Below are 26,442 nucleotides of genomic sequence, written 5' to 3'. Positions count from 1 at the left end.
AACGACGCGGGATCAGGCGACGTGTCCGGCCAGGAGCGCGACGTGCAGCCCGAGGGCCAGGAAGGGGGCGAACGGCAGACGGGACGCCCCGTCCAGCCGCCGCCCGGCCAAAACGGCGACCCCGAATGCGGCAAGCGCGCTCAGGCTGGCGACGAGGATCATCAGCGGCACGCCGGCGAGCCCGGTCCAGGCGGCGGCGGCACCCATGAACTTCACGTCGCCCAGGCCGAGCCCGGTCCGGCCGCGCAGCCGCGCATAGGCCGCCCGCAGGCTCCACGCCAGCAGGAACGCGGCGGCGGAAGAGGCGAGGCTCGCACCGATCTGCGGCAGCGCCGGACCGCGCAGCGCGCTTGCTCCCACACCGAGGACGAGCAGGGTGAGGTTCACTTGGTCGGGAATGATGCGACGGCGCAGATCGATCGTGGCCGCCGCGAGGGTGAGCGGCAGCGGCAGCAGCGCGAGGACGAGATCGGTCAGGTCAGGCGGCACGGTCGTTCGCCCGTCTCGGCCATCGCCACGCCGGGAAGCCCGCCATGCGGCTCGCCGGGGCGCAGCTCAGCCCCAGCGGAATCGCCCGCATCGGATGGGGCGGGACAGCGAGCGCGGCGTCATGGTCGCGCGGGCGCAGGTCGACGACCGGGTACAGTGGAAGCGCTGCGTCGCGGGCACGCTGGCGGCACAGGAACTGCCAGAAGGCGTAGGCCGCAAGCGCGGCCGCGACGACCGCCGTGAACCACAGCGCCAGAAGCAGGCCAGCGGCGACGCGGCCGTTCAGCTCGCGCAGGATGCCGAGCGCGAAGGCGGCGTACCACGAGACGCCGGAGACGGCCCCCGAGATCAGGAAGATGCCGGTACGACCGCGCGAAACGCCCTCGAACATCGGCCGGCTCACGTCGCGCAGCACGCCCGGCAGGACGAGGGCGTGGATCAGCCATCCGTTGAGGGTCAGCACCGCGACGACCGTGAGCTTGGCCGCAATCTTCGGATTGGCGAGCTTCTCGGGCGCTTCGACGGCATAGACCGCCAGAAAGCCGAGACCGGACAGCCAGAGCAGCCCGAGCCCGACCGACACGACCTTACTGACGAACAGAAAGGTGCGCGCGATCTCCACCGGCAAGCCGCCCCAGCGCATCCAACGGATGATCCAGAAATCGAGCATCGTCGCCCCGCCGAGCCCGAAGCACAGCCCGAGAAGATGCAGGCCGACGAGAAGGGTGAGCACGCGGACCGGTGGAAGCGGTGGCGGCAGCGGAACGCTCAGGACGGCATCTGGGCCTGCCGACGCCAGGGCGGGGGTCGCCAGACCGACCGCAAGTGCGGCCACGACGAGCGGCGTTGCGCGCCGGGAAGCCGTGATTGCGGCACACCGAAGCATGGGCGTCTCCGTGGCCGTCGCGGGCTCCGCCCGCCGCCTCTTCCCCGGCTGACGATGCCAGGAAGAAAATAACAAAGATCAAAAATTCAGGTGGATACCCGCTCAGGGCGCACTCGTCGCGGCAGCGCCCGCAGGGGTTCATTAGGCTTCGGCCACCATCCTCGATGCCACTTCTCAACGGTGGTCGGACGGCGACGATGGTGGTCAAGGCAAAGCGGGATCGCGCGCATGCCCGTTCGGGCGAGGCCGGATTTTCGCTGGTCGAACTTCTCGTCGTCCTGGCCATCATCGGCATGATCGCGACCATGGTCACGCCGCAGGTGCTCGGCTATCTCGGCCGTGCCAAGGGCGAGACGGCGCGGATCCAAGTGAAGAACATCGCGCAGGCGGTCGAACTCTACTATCTCGACCTCGGCACCTATCCGACGAGCCAGCAGGGCCTTCAGGCTCTGGTCCAGCCGACCGGACCGGCTTGGCGCGGCCCTTATGTCCGCGACAGCCGCGGCCTGAACGATCCGTGGGGTCAGCCCTATCTCTACCGCGCGCCCGGCGCCGGCGGGAAGCCGTACGAGGTCTACTCGCTGGGCAGCGACACCAAGCCCGGCGGAAGCGACGACGCGGCCGACGTCACGAGCAACTGACCCCTCCGCCGCCAGGGGATCGCATCGGCATGGTCTGCTCCGTCCGGAAGAGCCGCTCATGCCACGCAAGACGTGATCCGTCCGTCGGAGCCGTCGGACGGTGTTCCCACGGGCGATCCCCCGTCTTCCGGAAGGCCGATGCGCCACGGGCCTGCTCGGCGTCGTCATGGCGGCGTGTTCCAAGCACGCCCCGGAACGCAGACTTTCAGACGCGACAGCGCGATGCTTCAGGGCGTTTACTCTCTTAGTTCAATTGTCAAAGTGAATGCAATTTAATTAAAACCGGTCTAACAATCGATAGACAGTCTACCCACACCGCATTGCCTACTTAAGCAACCAGATTTAGTGGAAATTTAATCGAGACCGTGACAAACCCGCCCGGCCATCGACAGTTCCGAGATGGAATGACGGCATTCGCTGAGACCAGCGGCGTCGTTCCCCGAGGCATGCATTCGAAAGGCGATTCGATCCTCGTCAAGGACTGGATATGCGGCCGATCAAGACAATCCAGACCGGGGTAGCGCGCAGCTTGCGCGGTGGGTGGCTGCTCGCCCCGCTCGCGCTGATGCTGCTGTCGGCCCCCGCATCCGCGGAGATCGACTTCGGCACCCGCACCGGTTCGGGCGCGATCCGGGTCTCCCATTCGGGGATGTGCCTGGCCGTCCCCGGCGCGAACCCGGCCGAGACCGTCCAGATCGAGCAGCAGCCCTGTAGCGGCGCCCCCGAACAGACCTGGCGGGCCCAGCCTTCCGGCAACGGGTTCAACCTCGTCAATCAGGCGACTGGCCTCTGCCTGGATTCGCAGGCACGGCGGGACAACGGCAGCGCGGTCTGGCAGATCCGCTGCCAGACGGCGACGCAGCAGACGTGGTCGGCCCAACCGCAGAGCGACGGCACGCGCCTCGTGGCCGCCTTTTCCGGCAAATGCCTCGACGTCTTCGCCGTCTCCCGCGATCCGGGCGCGAAGCTGATCCAGTGGGATTGCTGGGGCGGCGCCAACCAAGCCTTCTCCGCCGTCGCATCGCCGGCCGGTCCGGCTCCGGTGGCCGGCACCACGGTGACGCTGACGCCGACCGAGATCAACGGCTGGTACGCCAAGGAGATCTTCCTGTTCGTCCGCGACGGCAGCGGGGCGATCACCCGCCAGACGACGGTCGCCTCGTACAATTCCGGCTTCACCACCGCCGGCCTCAACACGCCTTCGCCGCCGGTCTCGGTGCCGGCCGGCTCGAGCTGGGGCGTGGGCATGCGAGTCTGGGCCAACGCCGACAAGTCGCGCCGCGGCACGCCGATCCTGTACTACAGCGACACGCCGGGCCAGCGGGCGCTTCAGAGCACGGGCGATTGCGCCACCGGCGGCCGGCGGCAGGATGCGTGGGGCGACGCGGGCAATGCAGGCCGCAACGTCCTGTACACGCTGGCCTGCACGGCGGCGACCGGACCCGACACGAGCGGCACCGGGACCGGTGGCGGAACGGGCGGCGGCACGGATACCGGCGGTGAGACGGGGGCGGGCGGAGGCACCGCGGGTGGAAACGGCACCGGCGGGACGGGCGGCGGGACCGGAACGGGCGGTGGCACCGGGCCGGGCGGCACCACGCCTCCGGCTGCCGCGGCCACGAAGGTTTCGATCACGCTGACGGCCGCCAATGGCTGGTACGCCAAGGAGCTGTTCCTGTTCGCCCGCGACGCCAGGGGCGCGATCGTCTCGCAGACGAACCTCGTGAGCTACAATTTCGGGGTCGCGACGGCGGGGCTGAACACGCCCTCGCAGCCGCTCACCCTTCCGGCCGAGGCGACGAGTTGGAGCTTCGGCCTGCGTGTCTGGGGCAACGGCGACAAGTCACGCAGCGGCACACCAGTTCTCTATTACGGCGACACGCCGGGCCAGCGCGCGCTCCAGACCGCGGGCGATTGCCGGATGGGGAGCCGGCGCGACCAATGGGGCGACGCCGGCAGCCCCGGCCAGAACATCGTCTACGCCGTCACCTGCACGACGGGCACGACCGGCACCGAGCCGACTGGCCCGACCGCCGGCACGAGCCTGTCGGTCACACTGACGCCGACGCTGATCGACGGCTGGTACGCCAAGGATCTGTTTCTGTTCACCCGCAACGCGGACGGCTCGGTCGGCACCGAGATGCCGGTCCTGTCCTACAACTGGAACACGATGCCGGCCGGAATGAACGTTCCCTCGCAGCCCCTCGGCGTGCCGGCGGGCGCGCGCTGGGCCGTCGGCATGCGGGTCTGGGCCAACCCGGACAAGTCACGCGGCGGCACGCCGCTCGTCTACTACAGCGACACCGTCGGTGAGCGGGCGCTCCAGACATCGGGCGATTGCGCCGCCGGCGGTCGCCAGGATGCCTGGGGCGATTCCGGGGCTCCGGGCCGCAACGTGGTCTACACCCTGCGCTGCACCAGCAGCGGCACGGGCGGCGGAGCCGACACCGGAGGCGGCACCGGCGGCGGCAATGCCGGCGGCGAGGGCGCCGGCACGGCCGGCCCCACGCCCGGCGAGAGCGCGCCGAGCGGCACCTTGGTGCTGATCAACCGGCGCTCCGGCAACTGCATCGATTCCGCGGGCGGCGTCACCCAGCAGATCTGCCGCGACCTGCCGAGCCAGAACTGGACCTTCGTGCCGGCCGCGGGCGGCTACCAGATCCGCAGCGGCACCACCGGCCAATGCCTCGCCGTCGAGAACGGCAGCATGGGCAACGGCGCCCGGCTGGTGCAGCAGGGCTGCTCGGGCGCGGCCAACGCCCTGTTCCGCCTGCGCAAGCTGGAGAAGTGGACGGAGGTTGTCGCCAACCACTCGAACCGCTGCATCAGCCCGACGGGTGCCAACGACAACCGCAATTCCGGCAGCGCCATCGTGCAGTGGGACTGCGACGGCGCCGACCCGCAGCGCTGGACGATCCTCGGGCCGGAGGGGCGTGCGCCGTCCGCCTGGACCGCGCCGCGCGAGATCGGCATCGTCCCGGTCTCCGGGGCGGTGCTGCCCAACGGCAAGCTCCTGTTCTGGGCGGCCGAGCAGCGCAGCGCCTTCCAGACCGGCGCCACCGACGGAACCTGGACGACGCTCTACGATCCGGCCACCGACCGGGCGGTCGACACCTACATCCGCAACACCGGCCACAACATGTTCTGCCCCGGCACGAACGTGCTGCCGGACGGCCGCATCCTGATCACCGGCGGCATCGCGGCGGGCGCCTCGACGATCTACGATCCCGAGGCGAACACGTGGACGCGCGCGGCGAACATGAACATCACCCGCGGCTACAACGCCAACGCCACGCTCTCGAACGGCGATTCCTTCACCCTCGGCGGCTCGTGGTCCGGCGGGCAGGGCGGCAAGGATGGAGAGGTCTGGTCGCAGGCGTCGAACCGCTGGCGCGTCCTGCGTAACGTCAAGGGCAATGCGACCGCCGACCCGAGCGTCTCGATCCTCTACGGCGACAACCACTATTGGCTGTTTGCCGGCGCCAACGGCTCGGTGTTCCAGGCCGGCCCGACGAGCGAGATGTACTGGATCGACACCAACGGCGACGGCAACGTCCGCTCCGTAGGCCGGCGCGGCAGCGACCGCTTCGCGGTCAACGGCACCGCCAACATGTACGATGTCGGCAAGATCTATAAGGCCGGCGGGGCGCCCGCCTATACCGGTGTGCCCTCGCTCGACACCGCCTACACGATCGACATCAGCGCCGGCCCCAACGGTCCCGTCACCGTGACCGAGGCGGCGCCGCTGCTGTTCCCCCGCACTTACATGAACAGCGTCGTCCTGCCCGATGGCGATGTGGTGACGGCAGGCGGCCAGATCGTGGCGGCGCAGTTCACCGACAATCTGCCGGTGATGACGCCGGAGATCTGGTCGCCGAAGACCGGCAAGGTCCGGCGGATGGCGCCGATGGCGGTGCCGCGCAACTATCACAGCATCGGCATGCTGCTGCTCGACGGGCGCGTGCTGTTCGGCGGCGGCGGGCTGTGCGGCGGATGCGGCGGTGCGGACCATCTCAACTTCGAGATCCTGACCCCGCCCTACCTGCTCGACGCCCAGGGCCGGGCGGGGAACCGGCCGGGCATCACCGCGGCGCCGGCCTCCGCCCCCGTAGGCGGCACGCTCAGCGTCACCACCGACCGGGCCGTGGCGACCTTCTCGCTGGTGCGGCTCAGCAGCGTCACCCACTCCACCAACACCGACCAGCGCCGGGTGCCGCTGGCCGTGGCCGGCAGCAGCGGCACAACCTATCGCCTGACGCTGCCCAACGATCCCGGCATCCTGCTTCCGGGCACCTGGATGCTGTTCGCGATGGACGAGGCCGGCGTGCCGAGCGTCGCGAAGGTGGTGCGGATCCGCTAGAGCCGTATCCGACCTGATTGCATCAGGCCGGCGTCTCTAGCTCTTTGTTTTGACGCGCTTTCTTTCGTCGAACCGGCGTCCACTTCGTCGGAAAGCGCTTGAGCGGCCTTCCCGATCGGACTGCGATCGAGAAAGCCTCCAAACCCCTATCCCGAATAGTTCTTTTGCGCCGAGTGAATGGTTTCCTCCGGCGCAACGACGTCTCGAAGAAGCGGAGACCGCATCATGACGAAAACCACGGGCCTCGCCGGGGCGGCTCTCCTCGTCGTTCCCCTGCTGGCGCCGCTCGCGGTGTCCGCCCAGGTCGCCGCGCCCCAGGGCGGGACTGCGACGCGCCAGGATCAGCCCGCCCCGGCGCTGCCGAAGGGCGCTTGCCGCGTGACGGACCGGCTCGGCGGTCGCTCCTGCACCGGCGACGTGCCCGAGAGCGCCTGCGCCGCGATCGCCAAGGAGGCGAAGGGCGAATACGCCTGGACGCAGGACGAGTGCCCCTGAGACCAGGGACGGATGCGCCTGCGCCCGCAAGGTCGGGGAAACCCGCTGCGCCTATCCTCACGCCGCTCGCCCGAATCGGGCGCGGCCGATTCCGGATTGCACCGAAGATGACGCCCCCGCCGCGCCACCGATCCGTTCGCCGCCTCCGTCCGAGCCGGGCACGCACCGCATCCCTGCTCGCGCTCCTCCTCCTGCCGCTCGCGGCGCCGGGCCTGCGGGCCGAACCATCGGCCCGGCCCGGTCCCGCCGCCGCGGGCGCCGGCCTTCTCGCCGGGCATTTCCGGCTGGTCGATCCCGCCGGCCGCACGGTCGATTCGGACATGCTGGCGGGCAAGCCCTATGGCGTGTTCTTCGGCTTCACGCATTGTCCCGACATCTGCCCGACGACGCTAGCGCAGTTGAGCACGGCCCTGCGCGGGATCGCCGATCCGGATCTGCGGATCTACTTCGTCACCCTCGACCCGGAGCGCGACACCCCCGCCGCGCTCGCTTCCTACATGCAGAGCTTCGACCCGCGCATCGTTGCCCTCGGGAGCGAGCGCGCAGCCATCGACGAGGCGGTGGCGATCTTCGGCGTCGTCGCCGAGCGCACCGCTCTGCCTGAGGGCCGCTACACCTACGCGCACACCGCCGCCGTGCTTGTGGTGGACGAGAACGGCCTGATCGCCGACCGGGTCTCGGCGGACATCGAGCCCACGGCCCTGGCCGCGCGCCTCGCCCCGCTCGCGCGGCTCCCCGAGGCCGCACGGTGACCGGTGCGCCGGCCCGCCCCGGAACAGCGGGCTTCAGCCTCGTCGAAATGCTCGTCGTGCTGGCAGTGCTCGGCCTCGTGGCGAGCCTCGCGGTGCCGGCGCTCGGCAACCTGCTGCCCGGCCGGCGGCTCGACGGCACGGCGACTGCCATTGCCGGCGAACTGACCCACCTGCGGGCCCAGGCGCGCCGCACCGGCGCCCCGGCGAGCCTGACCTACGACCCCGCCCGCGCCCTCTTCGTCAGCAGTCGCCCCGGAGCGGCGCCGATTGCCGCCGCCGATCTCGCCGTCACCGTGCTGCGGAGCGAGGCGAGCCGGGCCGGACCGGGCGAGATCCGCTTCCTCGCCGATGGCGGCTCGACCGGCGGCGCGATCCGCCTCGACGGACGTGCCGGCGCGCGGCTCCTGTCGGTCAGCAGCCTCACCGGTCGGGTCACCGAGCGGGTCACCGAGGAAGAGGCGCCGCGATGACGCCGCACCGTCCCCTCCACGAGGGCGCCGAGGACGGCTTCACCCTCGTCGAGATGCTGGTCGCCTTCGCGATCGTCGCCCTGTGCACCGTCACGGCGCTTCAGATCTCCGCGTCGCTGACGCGGCAGGGCTCCGGGGTGGAGGCGGCCCTGCGCGCCTCCGACGAGGCCCAGGGCATCGTCTGGCTGCGCTTCGCCCTCGGCAGCCTTCGGGCCGGCCAAGAGACCGGCCGTTTCTCCGACGGCAGTCCGTGGGTGCTCACCGTCTCCGACGTCGCCCCCGTTCTCGGCTGGCGCGACGTGCCCCCGGTCTGGCATCTGCGCCTGACCCGCGACGGCCCGCGCGGCGCGATCGTCTACGAGACCGTCCTGGCGGCGGGCCTCGGTGGTTGAGGCCGGTGCCGGCGCGGCGGCCGGGCCCGGCGAAGCCGGCTTCTCGCTGGTCGAGATGCTGGTCTCGCTCGCGCTGATGTCGCTCGTCGCCCTGCTGCTGCTGCAGGCGATCGGCACGGCCGGCCTGCTGTCGCGGTTCGGCGGACGGCTCGCGGCCGAGACCGACCTCGATATCGTCCGCGACCACCTGCGCACCTCCCTGAGCCGCCTCGTGGGGCGCGGCACCGACGGGCGGCGCCCGCCGTTCCGGGGCGAGCCGGAGCGCTTCTCCGGCATGGTGCTGGCCAGCCGCGATGCCGAGCGGGGCGGCGCCGTGCGGCAGACGGTGTGGGCGGTGCGCCGCGGCGACGGCACGATCGATCTCGTGGAAGCCCGCAGCCTCGGCGAGGACGGGGCCAGCCCGCCGGAAGTGCTGGTGAGCCGGGCGGCGGCCCTGCGCCTGCGCTACTTCGGCAGCGACCATACCGATCCGCAGCCGCGCTGGCAGCCGGCCTGGGCTCGCCGCGACCGGCCGCCGACCCTGATCGAGATCGGCCTCGATTTCCCCCCCGGCGACCGGCGGCGCTGGTCGCCGCTGCTCGTGCCGCTCGGCGTCGGCCAGTGAGGCCGCGCCGATCCGTGGCATCGGGCGAGCAGGGCTTCGTCCTGCCCGCGGTGCTCGCGGTGATGATCGTCGTGTCCGCCGCCGCGCTCATCGCCACCGACCGTCACCGAACCCGCACGGCGGTGGCCGAAAGCCAGACCCGCGGCCTGCGCCTTCAGGGTCTGGCCGACGGTGCCGCCCGGCTCGCGGCCACGGGGATCGTGCTGGAGCGGACCCGCGGGATGCCGGGGCTCGGCCTGCCGCGCAATGGGGCCGCCATCGCCTGCGGCCTGCCTGAGGGGCGGCGCCTCGTGCTGGCGCTTCAGGATCAAGCAGGCCTGATCGATCTCAACGCCGCCCCGCGCCCGCTGCTCGAAGCAGCCTTCCGCGCGCTCGGCATCGGCGATGCCGACGCTCTGCGGCTCGCGGCCGAGGTGATGGATTACCGCGACGCGGACGACGACCCGGAGCCCGGTGGCGGTGCGGAGCGCCCGCAATACGCCGCGCGGGGTCTCAGCCACGGTCCGCGCAACGCATCCTTCACCAGCATCGACGAGATCGAACGTCTTCCCTCGATGACGCCGGAGCGCGCGGCGCTCCTGCGCGGGGCCCTGACCATCTACAATCCCGACGGCGGTCTCGACCCCGGCCTCGCGCCGGTCCGCGCCCTGGCGGAGGGCGTCGCCGGCGACCGGCTGCGCCCGCACGCGGCCCTGTCCTCCGGCCAGTATGTCGAGATCCGCGCCGCCGTCTCGGACGGACGGGGACGCGCCCTGCGCAGCGCGATCATCTCCGCGAGCGGCACCGGCACACCGGTCCTGTCCTGGCAGCCGGACGGGCCGGATCTGGTGGGCGGCGTGGCCCACCCCGCCTGCGGGCCGCTCTCCGCCGCGCTGATCCGGCCCTGAGCCAAACTTATCAAATATCAATCGGTCGTTAACCATAAGTAGGTAGCGTCACGGCCACCAGCAACCAGCGGCATCGAGGTCGAGCGGAGGCATGGCGATTCGTGCACATGTCCTCGCGCTGACGTTCGGGCTGGCTCTCGGCCCATCCGGCGCAGCCTTCGCCGCCGAGCCGTTGTCAGGGCCCGGCTACAGCCCGCGGCCCTCGGGTGGATTCATCCTTCGCGGGAACGACCGGTTCATCGCCGGGGAGGCTCCCGCCGCGCAGGCGCTCCCAGGCGGCCTCGTCAGCCTCAACCTCGTCGAGGCCCCGCTGCCGAATGCCGCAAAGGCGGTGCTCGCCGACACGCTGGGCCTTGGCTACACCCTCGATCCGCAGGCCACCGGCACCGTCACGCTCCAGACCGGCGGTGCGGTCACCCGCGAGGCGCTGCTGCAGATGTTCGAGGCGGCACTCGCGAGCCGCGGTCTCGTGCTGCGCCGCCGCGGACGCATCGCCCAGATCGCCCCCGCCGCCACCGACCCGAACGCCGTGCGCGCGGTGCGCGGCCCGGCCGCGGAAGCCGGCGCCGTCGCCGTACCCCTGCGCTGGGTCTCAGCGGTCGAGATGCAGGCGATCCTGACGTCGGTCGCACCCCGCGACGTGGTGCTGCGGGCCGACCGGGCGCGCAATCTGCTGATCCTCAACGGCGACGCGACCCAGATCCGCGCCCTGCGCCAGACCATCGAGATGTTCGACGTCGATTGGATGCGCGGCATGTCCACGGCGATGCTGCCGGTGCGCAGCGCCAGCCCCGTCACGCTCGCCCGCGACATGACGCAGATGTTCGGGGGCGAGGCCGCCGGCACCGGGGACGTGATCCGCTTCATTCCCAACGAGGCGCTGAGCGCCATCCTCGTGGTGAGCTCGCGCGCCGTCTATCTCGACCGCGCCCGCGTGATGCTGGAGCAGATGGAGGTGCTCGCGGCCGAGCGCGAGCGACAGCTCTTCGTCTACCGCATCCAGAATCGCTCGGCCCGGGAACTCGCGGCGGTGCTCCAGGGTGTGGTCGCGGCGGAAACCGGCGCCCCCGTGAACGTCTCGTCGGGCTCCGGCGCCGCGCAGGCCGGCCTCGGCGGCGGCTTCGCCCAGGGCGCGGGCGCGATGCCGGGCGGACTCGCAGCCGGATATGGCGGCCTCGGCGGCTCGGGATATGGCGGCTTGGGCGGCTCGGCGGGACAGTCCGGTGCGGGTACCCCTTACGGCGCCGGCTACGGGACTGACGCCGCGGTGGGCGGTGCCGGAGGCATGGGCGCCTACGGAAGCACCGGGTCCATGTCCGGCACAGGATCCGCGGGGGGCATGTCCCCTATGGGCGGCATGGACGGAACCGGGGGCCTGACCGCAGCCTACGGCGCCGCGCCGGCCGCCTATGGTGGCGGCTACGGAAACGGGTACGGTGCGGAGACTGGCATGGCGGGGGGGTATGGCGGGGCCTACGGCGCCCGCCGCGATGCCATCGGCGTCGTCGCCGACGAGGCCAACAACAGCCTCGTGATCTCGGCCACCCGCAACCAGTACGACAAGATTCTGCGCATCCTCGGCCGGCTCGACGCAATGCCGACGCAGGTTCTGCTCGAGACCGTGATCGCGGAGGTGACGCTCAACAACGAGCTTCAGTTCGGCGTGCAGTGGTTCCTCAAGAACAGTGGTTCGCGCTTCAACCTGGCCCAGGCGGACACCAACCGCAGCGTCGCCCAGGGCACGAGCGGCACGGACGCGCTGATCAAGGCCGCCGTGCGGGGCGTGCCGGGCTTCAACTACCTGCTCAACGCCTCCGACTTCAACGTCGTGCTCAACGCCCTGCAGGGCGTGACGCGTGTCAACGTCATCTCCTCGCCCAACATCACCGTGCTCGATAACCGCACCGCCAAGCTCCAGGTCGGCGATCAGGTGCCGATCGTGCGGCAGAGCGGCCAGAGCGCGTTCGCGGCGGGTGCGCCGATCCTCAACCAGATCGAGATGAAGGATACCGGCGTGATCCTGTCGGTGACGCCGCGGGTGAACAAGAACGGCCTCGTGGTGCTCGACATCAACCAAGAGGTCAGCGACGTCGTGAAGACGACGACCTCGGAGATCAACTCGCCGACCATCCGCCAGCGCCGGGTCGCGACCAGCGTGGCGGTGAATGACGGCCACAGCCTCGCCATCGGCGGCATGGTGCAGGAGAAGGCACAGATCACCAACGAGAGCGTGCCCGTGCTGGGCGATTTGCCGATCGTCGGCCCCGCCTTCCGCAACCGCATCGACGGGCGCGTGCGCACGGAGTTGATCGTGTTCATCCGGCCGAAGGTGATCCGCGGCACCGTCGAGGCCGACCGCATCGCCGAGGATTTCCGCCAGCAGTTCCGCGCGATGATGCCGATCCGCCCGGTGCCGGCGCCCCTGCCGATGGCCGCCATGCCGATCGGGCCGGACGGCGTGCTGCGCCGGATGATCGACTGATACGGTCAGGAGTTCGGCCCGCCCATGCTTTGGACGACCACGCGCTTTAAAACCGCCCGGCCTACGGCCTCAGAGCCCCCGACCGGTGAAGGATCACGCGTGCGGAAGCCGGAACGCGCCCGCAGTTCACATCGCTCTTATCGTCCCCCGATCCATTCGGTGACGCCGGAGGCCGAGCGGAATTCGTCGAGGGCATGGACCCGCGCCTCGGGGATCGCATTGCGGGCCATGGTCGCGAGGGCATGGCCGGGGCCGAGTTCCAGCACGGTGTCGCAGCCGTATTCCCGGCAGGCGTCCAGGCAGGCGGCCCAATCGATGGTGTGCGAGATCTGGCGCGCGAGCTTCGAGAGCCCCGCTCGGACGTCAAAGACGGGCGCGCCGTCCAGACCGCTGATCAGCCGAGGAGCGCCCGGTTGGGGCCGCATTGGTTGCATTCCCGCGAGAGCCGCCTCGAAGCGCTGGCTGGCCTCGCGCAGCAGCGGCGTATGCGAAGGGGTGCGCACCGGCAGAACCACGGCGCGCAGCGCACCGGCCGCCAGCGCCTCGACACAGAGCGTTTCGAGCGCCGGGCTCGGGCCGCCGATGACGGCGCTGTCGCTGGCGTTGCGGATGGCGAGTTCGCAGCCCCGCGCCGCCGCCAAGGTCTCGATCGCCGCGATCGGCAACCCGCGAATGCCGGCGAGGCCGGCGCCGTCGCCGGCGGCCGCATCCATAGCCTCGGCGCGCATCGCGGCCAGGCGCAGGATCGTCTCGGCGTCGAAGCGGCCGGCGCAGCCCCAGGCGGCAAGATCGCCGATGCTGTAGCCGGCAACGATCGTGCGGGCGGGGTGCGCCGCCTGCACAAGGGTCCAGCCCGCCAGCGCGGCGACACAGCAGAGGATCTGCCCGGTGCGGTTGCCGTGCAGGTCCGCCCCCGGAGCGCGGACGAAGGCCCGCGGGTCTTGCCCGAGGACGCGTTCGGCCGCCGCGAAGACCGGCGCGGCGGGGGTCCAATCCGCGGTGAGGTCGAACATCCCCGGATGCTGGCCGCCCTGGCCGGAGAGGAGCACCGCGAGCGTCACGCGGACGCCTCGACGCTTTCCACGAACAGCGTCATCGCGAGCAGGTCGGCGGCGCCGCCGGGGCTGAGGTTGCGGGTGACGAACGCGCGATGCATCGCCTCGGCGCGGGCGCGCCATCGGGGCTGCGCCACACCGCCCTCAATGAGGAACCGCGCGGCCTCGCCACGCGCGAAGGCAAAGCCCTCAGGCCCGCCACGATGCAGCAGGTTCGTATCCTCGACATGCGCGATCAGGGCGAGGCAGGCTTCGACCCGCGCAGCCTCCGCATCACCCGGATTACATTGCCGGCCGCGGCGCAGGGCCGGCAGGGCGACCCGGTAAAGGCTCGGAAAGCCGGCGGCGGCCTCGGCCGGCGCGCCGCCGACGCCGTGCTGGCGGCGTGCCCGCGCGCCGGGCGCATGGAGCAGCACCGGTCCGTCGAGGATCGCCGAACCGTAGCGGTCGCGGACGAGGGCGCCGAGCGCTCCGGCCCCCGGCCGCTTCAGGGCGCCGGCCGCGGCACAGAGCAAGCCGAGCCCGAAAATCGCACCGCGATGCGTGTTCACGCCGCCGGTCGCCGCCCGCATCGCCGCCTCCGCCTCAAGGCCGATGCGGCGCAGAGCCGGCATCGGCGCACCCGCCGCACCGGCGAGTGCAAAGGCACGGAAGAAGGGCGTGATCGCCGCCGTGCTCGCCCGGAAGGTGTCCGCATCCATGTCGGCATGGCTGCCGCGATCGACATGGCTGACGAGGCCCGGCTTCGGGTAGGTTTCGAGTTCGAGCCGCAACGCCGTCGCCGCGGACCGCGCGATCGCGTCCGCCGCCGGGCACCGATCATCCCTGGGGGAAAGCGCTCGAAGCGCAGCGAGCGGGCTCATTCGGGATCTCCCGCGAGAAGGGCGGCGGCGTCGCGGAGGGCGAGGCGGTCACGGTGCTTGACCAGCACCGTTCCGCCGGGGCCAGCGCCGTGCAGTTCGCGCCAGTTCACGCCGCCCCCGTCGGACAGCAGGATCTCACCATCGAGGCGCATCGGCGCCCTCGCCTCGATCGCCGCGATGCCCTCCATGAGTCGAGAGGGAACCGCGCCGGGAACCGGCCAGAGCAGATCGAGGTCCGACCGCTCGGAGAGGTAGGGGAGGCCGGTCAGTCTTTGCCAGAGCAGGCTTCCGAAAGGACGCGGCGCGAGGCCATGGCGCTCGCCGAGGGCGATCAGCGCTTCGAGCGTCGCCGCCCAAGAAGGCGGGCATGCAGCGCGTGCCTCGGACAGGAGCACGGGCGCGCGTGGCCGGACCGCGTCCGGCGGGAGGGCGAGGCCGATGCGGCGCTTGCCGTCGCGGGGCGGCAGGGGCAGGCCGACCGGCACGCGGCCCGCATCCTCTCCCGGATGCGAGCGGCGCAGAATGACCGGCCGGCCGTCATCCACCCACGCCGCGACGTGCGGCACCCCTGCAAGATCCAGCCGCCCGGCCACAGCAGCGGCCCAGGCCTCTGGCTCGACCTCGAGGAGGTCATGGCGCCGGTGCGCCTCAGCCAAAAGCGGCCTCCCGCACCACCTGCGCGGCGATCGCCTCGGCCACTGGTCGTCCGCCGCGTTCGCGCCCGGCGCGGTCGCGGGTATCGTCCGCCGGCAGCGCGTCGATCACGGCGGCGATCTGCTCCGCCAGCGGCTGGCCCGGATCGAGCACCGCCTGCACCGCGCCGGTGCGCACCATGTTGTCGAGGCCCGGCGCGAAGACGGGCGTGTCCTTCGCCATCGCCTCCAGCCGGTCGAGGGGCAGCTTCGTCACGCGCGCGACGGAGGGCAGGTCCATCACGCTCGGGTTCGCCCCCGGCAGGCCGACGAGGACGCGGGTGGCGAGCGCCGTGGCGATGAAGGCGCCCGCCGCCGAGTGGCCGTAGATCAGGCCGACGGTGGGGTGACCCTGCGCGTCGGCGAGCAGCAGCGTCTTGGCGAGGTGAGCGAGGTACTCGTTGAGGCCAAGCAATTCGTCGCGCCGGCTCATGCGCTGGCTGTCGGAATCGATTGCCACAAGGATCGGCGTGGCGCCGCCCCGGCGCACCACGTCGAGGACGTGGCCAGCGAGCCGGCAGGCGCCGTCGACGCCGAGCGCCGTGTCGCCGTCGATGCCGATCACCGCCAGCCGGCCGCCGCGGAACGGGCCCTCGCCGTTCACGAGCCCCTCCGCGACGGTCACGGAATGACCCTCGGGAAACAGCGAGGTCAGGATCTCAGCGAGCGTCATGGGTCGTCTCTCCCAGGCTGGCGAGCAGGGCGTCGAATGCGGCCGTGGTCAGAGCCGGCACCGCCTCCGGATCGTTCACCCCGAGCCGCGCCCAGATCTCGGTCCCGTCGCGGCAATCGCCGAAGCGCGTGAGGCGCTGTTCCAACCGCGCCTGTTCCGCCTCCAGCGTGGCGAGGTCGAAGGCCGGGGCGCGCCCGATCTGGTCCAGGGCCGCTTGGCGGAAGGCCGCGACGGTGTCGTCGGCATAGGCGTCGGCGCCGCCGATGAGGCGGCGGTGCTTGCCGCCCATGGTGCGCCAGACGAGAGCACGGTCGCGGGAATCGAATTCCTCCGCCCCCTTATTCGTCTCGATCACCTCCGGCCCCGAGACCGAGATTCGCCCGCCCTCAGAGACGACAAGCCGCGAGCACGTGCCCGCGATGAGGCCGCCGCCGCCATAGGCACCGGCCCGGCCGCCGATCAGCCCGATCACCGGTACGCCGGCCGCGCGCAGTTGCACGATCGCGCGCATCACCTCGGCGATCGCGGTCTCGCCGGCATTGGCCTCCTGCAGGCGCACGCCGCCCGTATCGAACAGGATCAGCACGGCGTCCGGCTTCAGCGCCAGGGCGGCGCGCAACAGGCCGACCAGCTTGGCGCCGTGCACTTCGCCGAAGGCGCCGCCCATGAAGCGGCCCTCCTGCGCGGCGACGAGGACGGGTTTGCCGTCGAGGCGGCCCGAGCCGACGATCATGCCGTCATCGAAGGCGCGCGGCAGGTCGAACAGCGGCAGGTGCGGGCTCATCCGGCGCTGCTCGGGGCCGATGACCTCACGAAAACTGCCCGCATCCAGCAGGCCGTCGAGCCGTGCGCGGGCGCTCGCCTCGTACCAGCTCGTCGCCCAGCCCTTGGCGGCCGGGTCGATGATCCGTTCGCTCATCGTCAGACCTCCATCAGCCGGGCGCCCTGGAGCAGGCGCAGGGACACGGTGTCGGGGCGCGCGCCGCCGTCATTGATCGTGATGCGCAGGCCGCCGGGCTGGGCGCGGGCGACGAAGTCGGCGACCACCGCCGCCCAGACCTCGCCGTAGCCGCGGATCGGCGTCTCGATCTCGACGGTGCACTCGGTCGCAGGCAGGGCGCGTTCCAGCAGCACTTCGAGGTTGCCGGAGGCGACGACGCCGGTGATGGCCTGGGCCTTCGCGCCGGCCAGGGCCCGCTGCGTCGTGTGTCGGAAGCTCAGCTTTTCCATCGCGGCCTCACCAGTTCCGGAACTTCGCCGGCGGCTCGTAGAGCCCGCCGGACCAGTGCACGAGATCCTTGATCGACCGCGCCGCGAGCAGGGAGCGGTCGGCGTCGAGGGGTTCGATGCCGAGATCTTCCGGACGGCGCACGATGCCGCGCTGGCGCAGACGCTCGACCATGGCCCGGTCGCGCCCGCGGCCGATTTCGGTGTAGCCGGCCACCCCGCGGATGGCCTGTTCGCGCTCGTCGGCGGTGCGGCACAGCAGGAGGTTGGCGATGCCTTCCTCGGTGACGATGTGGGTGACGTCGTCGGCGTAGACCATCACCGGAGCCAGCTCCAAGCCGATCTTACGTGCCAGTTCGAGCGCGTCGAGTTGCTCGACGAAGGCCGGCACCAACCCCTCGCCGAAGGTCTCGACGATCTGCACCACGAGCTTGCGCCCGCGCATCAGGGCGGGATCGCCGGTGACCTGCGCCTCGCGCCCCGCTTTCATCCAGGTGTCGGAGGGGTGGCGCCGCCCGTGCGGGTCCGAGCCCATGTTCGGCGCACCACCAAAGCCCGCCACGCGGTTCTGGGTCACCGTCGAGGAATGACCGGCGAGGTCGATCTGCAGGGTCGAGCCGATGAACAGGTCGCAGGCATAGAGTCCGGCCGTCTGGCAGAAGGCCCGGTTCGAGCGCAGCGAACCGTCGGCGCCGGTGAAGAAGATGTCGGAGCGCTCGCGGATGTAGCGGTCCATGCCGACTTCGGAGCCGAAGCAGTGAACCTGCTTCACCCAGCCCGATTCGATCGCCGGGATCAGGGTCGGATGCGGGTTGAGCGCCCAGTGGGTGGCGATCTGACCCTTCAGGCCGAGCCGCTCGGCATAGGTCGGCAGCAGCAATTCGATCGCCGCCGTGCCGAAGCCGATGCCGTGGTTGAGCCGACGGATGCCGTACTCCGCGTAGATCCCCTTGATCGCCATCATGGCCATCAGGATCTGCGTTTCCGTCATCGCCGCCGGATCACGGGTGAAGAGCGGCTCGACGTAGAACGGCCTGTCGGCCTCGACCACGAAGTCGATCCGGTCGCCGGGGATGTCGACGCGGGGCACGCGATCGACGATCTCGTTGACCTGCGCCACCACGACACCGTTCTTGAAGGCGGTCGCCTCCACCACGGTCGGCGTGTCCTCGGTGTTCGGCCCGGTATAGAGGTTGCCGTCCCGGTCGGCCGAGACGCCGGCGATCAGTGCCACGTTCGGGGTGAGATCGACGAAGTAGCGGGCGAACAGCTCGAGATAGGTGTGCACCGCCCCGAGCTCGATCTGCCCGCCATAGAGCATGCGGGCGATGCGCCCGCCCTGCGGCCCGGAATAGGAATAGTCGAGGCGCTTCGCGATCCCCTGCTCGAAGATATCGAGATGTTCGGGCAGCACGATCCCCGACTGGACCATGTGCAGGTCGTGCACGCGGGCGGGGTCGCACTGGCTCAAGCCCCGCGCGAGGCAATCCGCCTGCTTCTGGTTGTCGCCCTCCAGACAGACCCGGTCGCCGGGCTGAAGGATCGCCTCCAGGAGAGCGACCACGTCGGCCGCCGTCACGACCTTGCCCGCGGCATGGGCCCGACCCGCCTCGATCCGCGCATCGCGGGCCGCCCGTTCTCGACCCCAACCGCTCATCCGGTCCGCTCCCTGTGATGGCCTGGCTGCGCATACGCCGGCCGGTGCACCGACCGTCACCGTATATTGAGAGCCGCCGCAATGCGGTTCTTTGTATTCCGGCTTGCGCCCTTGTCAATAAATTGCATACGGTAGGGCAACAAAAACATAGCCCTGAATACAGGAAGGAACCGCCGGGTGATCGCTGCATGCCGTAGGAGCGCGAGAAGCCTGATACGGGGATCGAAGCCGGTCGAACCGTCGGCGGTTTCGCGGGGGGAGGGCGCCCGATCCTGAGGGGCGGGGCGATGCTGCGGGACTTCACCATCGTCGCCACCGCCTTCGAGGTGGACGTGATCGAGGCGCGCCTCCGCGGCGCCGCCTCGACCGTCATGGCGCTCTCGATCGCCACGGGTGTCACCAAGGCGGTGAGGGTGATGGTGGGGACACTCCTTGTCGCGCGCCTGATCGGCCTCGACAACCTGCGCTCGGCGATGGCCTATGGCGGGCTGATGGGGACGGTCAGCGGCCTTGCCGACGGGCTCGCGGCCACCGATCCGAAGCTCGTGCCCTATGGCGCGTTGACCGCGACTTTCCACACCGGGATCGGCTGCCTCGTCGGTCCGTCGCTGCTGTTCCTGATCGTGCGGGCTTTGGTGGGGTGATGCGGATGGGAGAGGGTGGCGCGATGGACGGCATGGCCGAGGGACGCGGCCTCCTCTCCGACCAGATCCGCAATGCCCTGACGGACGAGATCGCCTCCGGTGTCCTCGCGGCGGGCATCGCGCTGGACGAGCAGGATCTCGCCGACCGCTTCGGCGCCTCGCGCACCCCCGTCCGCGAAGCCCTGCGCCAGCTCGCCTCCAGCGGTCTGGTCGAGATGCGCCCCCGGCGCGGCGTCGTCGTGACCCGCATGACGCCAGAGCGGATCATGGAGATGTTCGAGACAACGGCCGAGTTCGAGGCCCTGTGCGTGCGGCTCGCCACCTACCGGATGACGCCGCTCGAACTCAGCGCGCTGATGGACCTGCACGAGCAATCGGCCGAGCCGGTGACGGCACAGGACTACGACACCTACGACGCCCTTAACCGCGCCTTCCACGAAGCCCTATACCGCGGGACCCATAACGGCTTCATGGCCGAGCAGGCGCTCGCGATCCGCTCGCGCCTGTCGGCTTTCCGCCGGACACAACTGCGCCAGGGCGAGCGCATCCTGCGATCCCGCGCCGAGCACGGCGAGATCCTTCAAGCCATTGCCGAAGGCGACGGCGATGCCGCGGCGCGGCGGATGCGGGCCCACATGCTCAATGCGGCGAGCGCACTCGGCCGCTACGTGGCCGACCACGCGAGCGATTGAGCGCCGGGACGTTTCCCGACGCCTTAAGCCTGCGCGGTTTGCGCGCGGGCCGAAACAGTTCGTCCCGTCGCGCGTACCCCCATGGCTGCCGCATCGAAGCGACAGGATGGGAGACAATCGGAATGGGTCACAAGCCGCTGAACGAACAGGTCATCGTGATCACCGGCGCGTCCAGCGGCATCGGGCTCGCGACGGCGCGCATGGCCGCGCGGCGCGGCGCCCGCGTCGTGCTCGCCGCCCGCAGCGAGGATGTGCTGGCGGACATCGCCGCGGAGTTTGGGACACGCGCCACTTACGTGGTCGCCGATGTCGGCCGGCGGGAGGAGGTTCAGGCCATCGCCGACCATGCGGTCGCCACGTTCGGTGGCTTCGACACCTGGGTCAACGTGGCCGGTCTCACCGTCTACGGGCCGCTTCGCAAGATCGCCCTCGAGGACCACGAGCGGCTGATTCAAACCAACCTGTGGGGGACGGTGTACGGCTCGCTGATCGCCGCCGAGCATCTGCGCGGCCGCGGCGGCGCCATCGTCAATGTCGGTAGCATCGCCTCCGACCTCGCCTTCCCGTTCCAGGGCCTCTACGCCACGTCGAAACACGCGGTGAAGGGCTTCACCGACACGCTCCGCATGGAGCTGATCGCCGAGGGTGCGCCGGTTTCGGTGACGCTGGTGAAGCCCGCCTCCATCGACACGCCGCTGCCGAACCGAGCCCGCAACTACATGGATCGCGAGCCGACGCTGCCGCCGCCGATCTATCCCCCGAAGGAGGTCGCCAACGCGATCCTGCACGCCGCGGTCCATCCGCAGCGGGACATCTTCGTCGGCGGCGGCGGCAAGCTCTTCGTCATGGGCAAGGAGTTCGCGCCGGGGGCCTATGACGAGCTCGCATCGGCCATCATCGCCCAGCAGAAGCGGACCGAACCGCCGAGGAACCCGAAGGGGGCGCTGCACGCGCCGCAGGGGGCCGGCCGTGAACGGGGCGATCCGCCGATCTACGTCATGCGCCGCAGCGCCTATACCCGTGCGACCCTGCACCCGCTCGCGACAGCCGGGCTCGCTGCAGGCTTGGCGGCAACAGCAGCGCTGGTGCTGGGAGGAAAGAGCGCCCGGCGCCGACCCTGAGATCGGGCGCCGGGACGCCCCGTCCCGGCGTCAGGCCGCCTCCTGGCCGGCGTAGCGGCGGCAATGCTGCAGGTATCCGACCTCGTGGCGTCCGGCGAGTTCGACCACGCTGGACCAGAGCCAGGAGGGCGCCCCCTCGTCCACGCCACCGCCGCGCGTGATCTCGGTCCGCCAGGCCGCGCGGGTCTCGGCGTCCATCTGCCGGCCATGCGCCTTTCCGACGACATGGGCGAGGTAATGCGCGGCGCGGACCGCCTCCTCGCGGCCGAACTGATCGACGTCGAGCTTCAGATCCTGCGGCGCGAGTTCGCGCATCACGGCCGACTTGCCCAGCAGCCGAACCGGCAGCATGCGTTCGCCCAGATTCGGCGACAGGGCCCGCGCGCCGGCCACCACCCGCTCCGCCGGCTCGGAGGGCATCGCCACACCGGGAGCGGTCGGCGCGGCCGGCGCGACCGCCTCCTTCAAGTCCACCAGCGCGAGCCGGCGCTTGTTCCCAGGCTCGGTGATGCCGACGAGCGCGGCGTAGCGCAGGAAGCCGAGCGAGCTGCATCCCTTCATCCAGTAGGCTGCGTCGATCAGGCGGATCTCGGCCTCGTCGCTGCGCCCATTCAGGGCCAGCACGAGGTGGCGCACCGCGTCTTCCTGAAAGACCCCATCGAGGGCCTTCCGCTCCTCCGTGTCGAGCTTCCAGAACTTGCGCCCGAGCGGAATCGCCGGCTCCACGCCCTTCAGGCGCTCCCGCGCGAGGTGCTTCCAGTGACGCCCGAGGGCCCGGCGGCGGACCGAGCGCACCGCGTCCGGTTCGGAGGGCTCCCGGTTCGTCTCGTTCTGTCCCAGCCCCGCGGCGTAGCCCAGAAGCATCTGTTCCAGCATTCGCGCCGTCACCACACCGGGGAGGTCGGAGCCGCGTGCGGCGCTGGCGAGCGACAGCCCGAGGCGCACGAGGTCATGCGTCGGGTTGCCGATGACGGTCTGGTCGAGATCGCGGATCTGGATGTCGACGCGGCCGTCGGCATCGGCCAGGGGCCCGAGATTTCCGAGATGGCAATCACCGCAGATCCAGACCGGCGGTCCCTCCGGCAGGGTGCCGCGGGTGAGACCCTCGAGCCACTCGTAGAACTTCAGGGTATTGCCCCGGACATACGCGTGGGCCGATTGGGCCATTTTGAGGGTGCGTTGCCGCTCCAGCACCAAAGCACGTTCCTCAGGACCATAGGCTCCGTTCACGAGCATCAATCACCTTCATTCGATCGTTCGGCGCTCAGCGCCCGCTTTCAGCGTCAACGCGCTCACGGCGGTGAGCGGAGCGCGGCTCATCGTCTCCGCTGTGGATTACCGTCGCACCTAAAACGTGCCAGCACGCCGAGCCGAGCATGGGCGAACCGGTCGAAGCTCTGGAAAAGCAATTTCGATAGCATTCGAGAGGGAGACGCCGACGGACAAACGGGTTTGAATGGCTGCGACAGGGGTCGTTGGAAGAGTAGCGCCCGACACGCTAAGGAAGTGATCGGAACGCGCCGCCCGTGCGTTATCCCCGGCGCTGACGCAGGTTTGTGGGGCGCTCGGTGGGCGCCCATGCGAGATGGGCCATAACAGTACAGGAGCGGCGTCCGAGCCGATGAACGAGGCGATGAGCACGACAAGCACCCGATCCGGTTCCGAGACCAGGATCTCGACCGGCATATCGGGCTTGGACGAGGTTCTCTGCGGCGGCCTGACGCCGGATCGGCTCTACCTTCTGGAAGGGACGCCCGGCACCGGAAAGACGACACTCGCACTGCAATTCCTGCTCGAAGGCGCGGCCCGGAAGGGGCGCAGCCTCTACGTGACGCTGTCGGAAACGGCGGACGAGCTGCGCGCCGCGGCCCTGAGCCACGGCTGGTCGCTCGACGGCATCGAACTCTACGAGCTCGTCAACGAGATGGGGCTCGACCCCGACAGCGAGCAATCGATCCTGCACCCGTCCGAGATCGAACTCGGCGAGACGGTCAGGGAGGTCATGGCGCGGGTCGAGAGTCTTAAGCCCGAACGCGTGGTGTTCGACAGCCTCTCGGAACTGCGCCTGCTGGCCCAGAACCCGCTGCGCTACCGGCGCCAGATCCTCGCGCTGAAGCAGTTCTTCGCCAAGCGCGCCTGCACCGTGCTGATGCTCGATGACCGCACCTCGGAGGCGGGCGACCTCCAGCTCCACAGTATCGCGCACGGGGTAATCTCCCTCGACCAGAATCCGCGCGAGTTCGGCTCCGAGCGCCGACGCCTGCGGATCGTGAAGATGCGCGGCATCAAGTTCCGGGGCGGCTACCACGACTTCGTGCTGGAGACCGGCGGCGTCCAGGTCTTCCCACGTCTCATTGCGGCCGAGCATCGCGCGACCTTCGATCCGACGGCGCAATCGACGGGCTCGGATGAACTGGACCTGCTGCTGGGCGGCGGCCTCGTGCCCGGCACCAACACGCTCCTGCTTGGCCCCTCCGGTGTGGGCAAGACCACGACCGGATTGCGCTGCATGCTGGCCGCGCTCGAACGGGGCGAGACGGCGACCTACTACCTGTTCGACGAAGGGCTCGCGACGATGATCGCCCGGGCCACCCTGCTCGGCATGGATCTGCGGCCGCATCTCGGGACCGGGCGGCTGACCATCATGCAGATCGACCCGGCGGAGCTCTCGCCGGGAGAGTTCGCCGCGATCGTCCGACAGGCCGTCGAGGAGCGCGGCTCCACCTTCGTCGCCGTCGATAGCTTGAACGCTTACCTGCACGCGATGCCGGGTGAAGAGCACCTCATCCTGCAGATGCACGAACTCCTGAGCTATCTGAACCAGAAGGGTGTCACCACGCTCCTCGTGCTCGGGCAGCACGGTGTGATCGGCGAGGTTCGGACCGACATCGACCTGAGCTACCTCAGCGACTGCATCCTGCTGTTCCGGTTCTTCGAAGCGAGCGGCGAGATCCGCACGGCGCTGTCGGTGGTGAAGAGCCGCGTCAATCCGCACGAGCGGACGATCCGTGAGTTGAGGCTCTCGACCGACGGGCTTCGGGTCGGCGAGGCGTTGAGCGATTTCGAGGGCGTGCTCACCGGTCTGCCGGCCTATCGCGGGCGAGTCGAGATGCTGAAGGGGCCGCGTGAGACCGGGGACGGCGCTTGATGTCGTCCACCGAGGAGCGCGTCCTGATCCTGACACCACGGGGGCGCGATGCCGCGGTGATCGAGGGGGTGCTGGACCGCTCGGGCATTCACGCCACGGTCTGCGCGAACGTCGCCGCGTGGTTGACGGGGCTGCGCGAGGGGGCCGGAACCGCTCTTGTGACCGAGGAAGCTCTGGCCGACGGCGACACGGCGGACGTGTTCGCTTGGCTCGATGCGCAACAGCCCTGGTCGGACTTCCCCTTCATCGTGCTGGCGACGCGCCAAGCCGGCCGCCGCACCCAGAGTGCGGCGGAACTGCTGCGGCGGCTCGGCAACGTGGTTCTGCTGGAACGCCCGATCAACGCCGAGACGCTGACCAGCGCCGTCGTCTCGTCCCTGCGTGCGCGCCGCCGCCAATACCAGGCCCGGCAACATCTGCTGGAACGGGAGCGTGCGCAGGAGCAACTCCGGCTGGCGAACGAGGAGTTGGAGCGGCGTGTCGCCGAGCGGACGCGGGAGGTCGAGACCGCCCACGAGACCCTCGCCTTCGCCCTCGATGCGGCCGGCATGAGTTCGTGGGACATCGACTACGTCGCCGGAACCCATCGCCGCTCGCCCCGCTTCGATGCCGTCTTCGGCTACGCGGGCACAGGACAGTCCTGGGACCGTGAGACGTTCCTGGCCCATGTCGTCGACGAAGACCGCGAGACGGCCGAGGACGCGTTCGCGAACGTCCCTAAGACGGGCCGACTCGATCTCGAATGCCGCATCCGGCGCGCGGACGGAGCGGTGCGCTGGATTGCGATGCGGGGGCGGGTCAAATCCGGCGAGGCCGATAGGCCGGAGCGGATCGCCGGCATCTTGATGGACCGCACGGATCAGCACGTCACGGAGGAGGCGCTGCGCCAAGCCCAGAAGATGGAGGCGATCGGCCAGCTCACGGGCGGTGTGGCGCACGATTTCAACAACCTGCTCACCGTCATCGTCGGCGGCCTCGACATGATGTTGCGCCGCCCCGACCAACCCGACCGCGTGAAGCGGCTGGCCGAAGCGGCCATGGGTGCGGCGCGGCGCGGCGAGCAGCTCACGCAGCAGCTCCTCGCCTTCTCGCGCCGCCAGATGCTGCGGCCGCAGACGCTCAATCCGAACCGGCTGCTGCTGGACTTCCGGCCGCTCGCCGAGCGCGCGGCGACCGGTGCCGTCGAGCTGGCCTTCGATCTCGACCCGGCCCTCGACCCGATCCGCATCGATCCCGCCCAGTTCGAGTCGGCCGTGCTGAACCTGATCGTGAATGCGCGCGACGCCCTGGAGGGCAGGGGGGGCCACGCCCGCATCGCGGTCACGAGCCGCAACGTCCGGCTCGGTACGGCGGCGGTCGCGGACCGGGGCGTTCCGCCGGGCCCTTACGTCGTCATCTCGGTCACGGATACCGGAAGCGGCATCCCGCCCGACAAGCTTCAGCGCGTCTTCGAGCCGTTCTTCACCACCAAGGAGGTCGGCAAGGGCACCGGCCTCGGGCTCAGCCAAGTCTACGGCTTCACCCGTAGCGCCAAGGGGTTCGCACAGATCGAATCGGAGGTCGGCAAAGGCACGACGGTCAGCCTGTACTTCCCGCGCTCGACCGACCCGGCCGGCGAAGAGATCGGGCCCGGACCGGTCGGCGCCATCCCGCTGCGCCGAGCCGGGGAGGGCGAGACGGTGCTGCTGGTCGAGGACGACGAGCAGGTGCTCGGCATGGCCGTCGAAAGCCTGGAAGAGCTTCGTTATCGAGTTATCGTCACCCGCAATGCGGCCGAGGCGCTGGAGCATCTGCACGGCGTCGAGCGGATCGACATCCTGTTCTCGGACGTCGTCATGCCCGGCGGCATGAATGGCTCGCAACTCGCCGTCGAGGCGCGGCGGGTGCGCCCGGACATCAAGATCCTGCTGACCTCGGGCTATGTGGCAAATCTCGATGAGGGGCAGGTGATCGGCCAGGGCGAGCTTCCGGTGCTCAACAAGCCCTACCGGCGCGACGAACTCGCCCGGTCGCTCCGCCTCGTGCTCGGCGGCGAAAGGGCCTGACGGTTCCGGGTTCGTCGCCCGGACCTATCAGCGCCAAGCAGGACGGGCCCGCCAGCGCCCTCAAGTTTTCGACAGTCGAACGAGGTCGGAAATCCAGGATTGCGTCAGGCTCCAAGACTTGAGCGAATCCGCGCCGGTAACCTTTCGGTAAACAAACATCCTTAACA

Annotated in this window: 23 protein-coding genes and 1 pseudogene; 14 read left to right on the top strand and 10 right to left on the bottom strand. The window is 70.3% G+C overall.

The genetic code is table 11. From position 1 onward, the window contains the following. Positions 1-12: 12 nt before the first annotated feature. Positions 13-489 (bottom strand): prepilin peptidase, encoded by a 477-nt coding sequence (locus tag OVA30_RS21320; protein WP_268176782.1) that lies wholly within the window; start codon positions 487-489, stop codon positions 13-15. Beyond that, the gene (locus tag OVA30_RS21315) at positions 479-1,375 is read right to left on the bottom strand and encodes a hypothetical protein (protein WP_268176780.1); all 897 of its coding nucleotides are present in this window, start codon (positions 1,373-1,375) and stop codon (positions 479-481) included. Before OVA30_RS21315 ends, OVA30_RS21320 begins: the two co-directional genes overlap by 11 nt. A gap of 197 nt (positions 1,376-1,572) precedes the next feature. Here OVA30_RS21315 and gspG point away from each other — a divergent pair, with 197 nt between their 5' ends. The 9 genes from gspG to gspD all read left to right on the top strand — a co-directional run bounded on the left by gspG (position 1,573) and on the right by gspD (position 12,458). Continuing rightward, positions 1,573-2,016, top strand: a complete 444-nt coding sequence (gene gspG / locus OVA30_RS21310) for a type II secretion system major pseudopilin GspG (protein ID WP_076641577.1) — start codon at positions 1,573-1,575, stop codon at positions 2,014-2,016. Positions 2,017-2,503: 487 nt separating this feature from the next. Further along, positions 2,504-6,376 (top strand): RICIN domain-containing protein, encoded by a 3,873-nt coding sequence (locus OVA30_RS21305; protein ID WP_268176779.1) that lies wholly within the window; start codon positions 2,504-2,506, stop codon positions 6,374-6,376. 225 nt (positions 6,377-6,601) lie between these two features. Continuing rightward, positions 6,602-6,871, top strand: coding sequence for a hypothetical protein (locus tag OVA30_RS21300; RefSeq protein WP_268176777.1), 270 nt, complete (start codon positions 6,602-6,604; stop codon positions 6,869-6,871). A gap of 107 nt (positions 6,872-6,978) precedes the next feature. Next, a complete protein-coding gene (locus OVA30_RS21295) occupies positions 6,979-7,623 on the top strand; it encodes an SCO family protein (RefSeq protein ID WP_268176776.1) in 645 nt (214 codons plus the stop codon). Next, the gene (locus OVA30_RS21290; protein ID WP_268176775.1) at positions 7,620-8,093 is read left to right on the top strand and encodes a pilus assembly FimT family protein; all 474 of its coding nucleotides are present in this window, start codon (positions 7,620-7,622) and stop codon (positions 8,091-8,093) included. The genes OVA30_RS21295 and OVA30_RS21290 overlap by 4 nt, the downstream gene beginning before the upstream one ends. Further along, on the top strand, positions 8,090-8,485 hold the full coding sequence (locus OVA30_RS21285) for a type II secretion system protein (protein WP_268176774.1): 396 nt from the start codon (positions 8,090-8,092) through the stop codon (positions 8,483-8,485). The genes OVA30_RS21290 and OVA30_RS21285 overlap by 4 nt, the downstream gene beginning before the upstream one ends. Continuing rightward, on the top strand, positions 8,478-9,089 hold the full coding sequence (locus OVA30_RS21280) for a prepilin-type N-terminal cleavage/methylation domain-containing protein (RefSeq protein ID WP_268176773.1): 612 nt from the start codon (positions 8,478-8,480) through the stop codon (positions 9,087-9,089). Before OVA30_RS21285 ends, OVA30_RS21280 begins: the two co-directional genes overlap by 8 nt. 14 nt (positions 9,090-9,103) lie before the next feature. Continuing rightward, positions 9,104-9,976, top strand: a complete 873-nt coding sequence (locus tag OVA30_RS21275) for a general secretion pathway protein GspK (protein ID WP_268176771.1) — start codon at positions 9,104-9,106, stop codon at positions 9,974-9,976. Positions 9,977-10,067: 91 nt separating this feature from the next. Next, positions 10,068-12,458, top strand: a complete 2,391-nt coding sequence (gene gspD, locus OVA30_RS21270) for a type II secretion system secretin GspD (RefSeq protein ID WP_268176770.1) — start codon at positions 10,068-10,070, stop codon at positions 12,456-12,458. Between the two features lie 137 nt (positions 12,459-12,595). On the opposite strand, the gene OVA30_RS21265 is transcribed toward gspD, so the two are convergent. Genes OVA30_RS21265 through mdcA form a run of 7 tightly spaced genes read right to left on the bottom strand, consistent with a single transcriptional unit; the run spans position 12,596 to position 18,625 of the window. Beyond that, complete coding sequence (locus OVA30_RS21265) at positions 12,596-13,519, bottom strand: acyltransferase domain-containing protein (RefSeq protein ID WP_268176768.1); 924 nt, start codon at positions 13,517-13,519, stop codon at positions 12,596-12,598. Next, on the bottom strand, positions 13,516-14,376 hold the full coding sequence (gene mdcB / locus OVA30_RS21260) for a triphosphoribosyl-dephospho-CoA synthase MdcB (protein ID WP_268176767.1): 861 nt from the start codon (positions 14,374-14,376) through the stop codon (positions 13,516-13,518). Before mdcB ends, OVA30_RS21265 begins: the two co-directional genes overlap by 4 nt. Then, positions 14,373-15,032, bottom strand: coding sequence for a malonate decarboxylase holo-[acyl-carrier-protein] synthase (gene mdcG / locus OVA30_RS21255; protein WP_268176765.1), 660 nt, complete (start codon positions 15,030-15,032; stop codon positions 14,373-14,375). Before mdcG ends, mdcB begins: the two co-directional genes overlap by 4 nt. Continuing rightward, a complete protein-coding gene (mdcE, locus tag OVA30_RS21250) occupies positions 15,025-15,741 on the bottom strand; it encodes a biotin-independent malonate decarboxylase subunit gamma (protein WP_268176764.1) in 717 nt (238 codons plus the stop codon). The genes mdcG and mdcE overlap by 8 nt, the downstream gene beginning before the upstream one ends. Then, positions 15,728-16,660 (bottom strand): biotin-independent malonate decarboxylase subunit beta, encoded by a 933-nt coding sequence (locus OVA30_RS21245; protein WP_268176763.1) that lies wholly within the window; start codon positions 16,658-16,660, stop codon positions 15,728-15,730. The genes mdcE and OVA30_RS21245 overlap by 14 nt, the downstream gene beginning before the upstream one ends. A gap of 2 nt (positions 16,661-16,662) precedes the next feature. After that, a complete protein-coding gene (gene mdcC, locus OVA30_RS21240; protein WP_268176762.1) occupies positions 16,663-16,971 on the bottom strand; it encodes a malonate decarboxylase acyl carrier protein in 309 nt (102 codons plus the stop codon). A 7-nt stretch (positions 16,972-16,978) separates the two neighbouring features. Next, complete coding sequence (gene mdcA, locus OVA30_RS21235) at positions 16,979-18,625, bottom strand: malonate decarboxylase subunit alpha (RefSeq protein WP_268176761.1); 1,647 nt, start codon at positions 18,623-18,625, stop codon at positions 16,979-16,981. A gap of 353 nt (positions 18,626-18,978) precedes the next feature. On the opposite strand from mdcA, the pseudogene OVA30_RS21230 reads away from it, so the two are divergent. The 3 genes and pseudogenes from OVA30_RS21230 to OVA30_RS21220 all read left to right on the top strand — a co-directional run. After that, positions 18,979-19,269 (top strand): annotated as a pseudogene (locus OVA30_RS21230) (malonate transporter subunit MadM); the annotation flags it as partial. Between the two features lie 5 nt (positions 19,270-19,274). Further along, positions 19,275-19,961 (top strand): GntR family transcriptional regulator, encoded by a 687-nt coding sequence (locus OVA30_RS21225; RefSeq protein WP_076644374.1) that lies wholly within the window; start codon positions 19,275-19,277, stop codon positions 19,959-19,961. Positions 19,962-20,083: 122 nt separating this feature from the next. After that, positions 20,084-21,082 carry an SDR family oxidoreductase gene (locus OVA30_RS21220; RefSeq protein ID WP_268176759.1) on the top strand — a complete coding sequence of 333 codons (999 nt, stop codon included), beginning with the start codon at positions 20,084-20,086 and terminating at the stop codon, positions 21,080-21,082. Positions 21,083-21,112: 30 nt separating this feature from the next. Here OVA30_RS21220 and OVA30_RS21215 read toward each other — a convergent pair whose 3' ends face one another. Continuing rightward, complete coding sequence (locus tag OVA30_RS21215; protein ID WP_268176758.1) at positions 21,113-22,318, bottom strand: DUF2252 family protein; 1,206 nt, start codon at positions 22,316-22,318, stop codon at positions 21,113-21,115. A gap of 385 nt (positions 22,319-22,703) precedes the next feature. On the opposite strand from OVA30_RS21215, the gene OVA30_RS21210 reads away from it, so the two are divergent. Both OVA30_RS21210 and OVA30_RS21205 read left to right on the top strand, forming a co-directional pair. After that, complete coding sequence (locus OVA30_RS21210) at positions 22,704-24,230, top strand: ATPase domain-containing protein (RefSeq protein ID WP_042508595.1); 1,527 nt, start codon at positions 22,704-22,706, stop codon at positions 24,228-24,230. Beyond that, the gene (locus tag OVA30_RS21205) at positions 24,230-26,275 is read left to right on the top strand and encodes a hybrid sensor histidine kinase/response regulator (RefSeq protein ID WP_056500332.1); all 2,046 of its coding nucleotides are present in this window, start codon (positions 24,230-24,232) and stop codon (positions 26,273-26,275) included. Before OVA30_RS21210 ends, OVA30_RS21205 begins: the two co-directional genes overlap by 1 nt. Positions 26,276-26,442: the final 167 nt, after the last annotated feature.

It is taken from the genome of Methylorubrum sp. SL192 (assembly GCF_026672325.1).
Taxonomy (GTDB): domain Bacteria; phylum Pseudomonadota; class Alphaproteobacteria; order Rhizobiales; family Beijerinckiaceae; genus Methylobacterium; species Methylobacterium extorquens.
The sequence above is the reverse complement of the archived record's forward strand: the minus strand, read 5'-3'. Positions and strand labels throughout refer to the sequence as shown.

Coding starts and splice junctions, on each gene's coding strand:
- gspD (WP_268176770.1), top strand. CDS start 10,068: ATGGCGATTCGTGCACATGTCCTCGCGCTGACGTTCGGGCTGGCTCTC.
- OVA30_RS21305 (WP_268176779.1), top strand. CDS start 2,504: ATGCGGCCGATCAAGACAATCCAGACCGGGGTAGCGCGCAGCTTGCGC.
- OVA30_RS21295 (WP_268176776.1), top strand. CDS start 6,979: ATGACGCCCCCGCCGCGCCACCGATCCGTTCGCCGCCTCCGTCCGAGC.
- OVA30_RS21300 (WP_268176777.1), top strand. CDS start 6,602: ATGACGAAAACCACGGGCCTCGCCGGGGCGGCTCTCCTCGTCGTTCCC.
- mdcA (WP_268176761.1), bottom strand. CDS start 18,625: ATGAGCGGTTGGGGTCGAGAACGGGCGGCCCGCGATGCGCGGATCGAG.
- OVA30_RS21215 (WP_268176758.1), bottom strand. CDS start 22,318: ATGCTCGTGAACGGAGCCTATGGTCCTGAGGAACGTGCTTTGGTGCTG.
- OVA30_RS21315 (WP_268176780.1), bottom strand. CDS start 1,375: ATGCTTCGGTGTGCCGCAATCACGGCTTCCCGGCGCGCAACGCCGCTC.
- mdcB (WP_268176767.1), bottom strand. CDS start 14,376: ATGAGCCCGCTCGCTGCGCTTCGAGCGCTTTCCCCCAGGGATGATCGG.
- mdcE (WP_268176764.1), bottom strand. CDS start 15,741: ATGACGCTCGCTGAGATCCTGACCTCGCTGTTTCCCGAGGGTCATTCC.
- OVA30_RS21220 (WP_268176759.1), top strand. CDS start 20,084: ATGGGTCACAAGCCGCTGAACGAACAGGTCATCGTGATCACCGGCGCG.
- OVA30_RS21225 (WP_076644374.1), top strand. CDS start 19,275: ATGGGAGAGGGTGGCGCGATGGACGGCATGGCCGAGGGACGCGGCCTC.
- OVA30_RS21245 (WP_268176763.1), bottom strand. CDS start 16,660: ATGAGCGAACGGATCATCGACCCGGCCGCCAAGGGCTGGGCGACGAGC.
- OVA30_RS21205 (WP_056500332.1), top strand. CDS start 24,230: ATGTCGTCCACCGAGGAGCGCGTCCTGATCCTGACACCACGGGGGCGC.
- gspG (WP_076641577.1), top strand. CDS start 1,573: ATGGTGGTCAAGGCAAAGCGGGATCGCGCGCATGCCCGTTCGGGCGAG.
- OVA30_RS21285 (WP_268176774.1), top strand. CDS start 8,090: ATGACGCCGCACCGTCCCCTCCACGAGGGCGCCGAGGACGGCTTCACC.
- mdcC (WP_268176762.1), bottom strand. CDS start 16,971: ATGGAAAAGCTGAGCTTCCGACACACGACGCAGCGGGCCCTGGCCGGC.
- OVA30_RS21210 (WP_042508595.1), top strand. CDS start 22,704: ATGAACGAGGCGATGAGCACGACAAGCACCCGATCCGGTTCCGAGACC.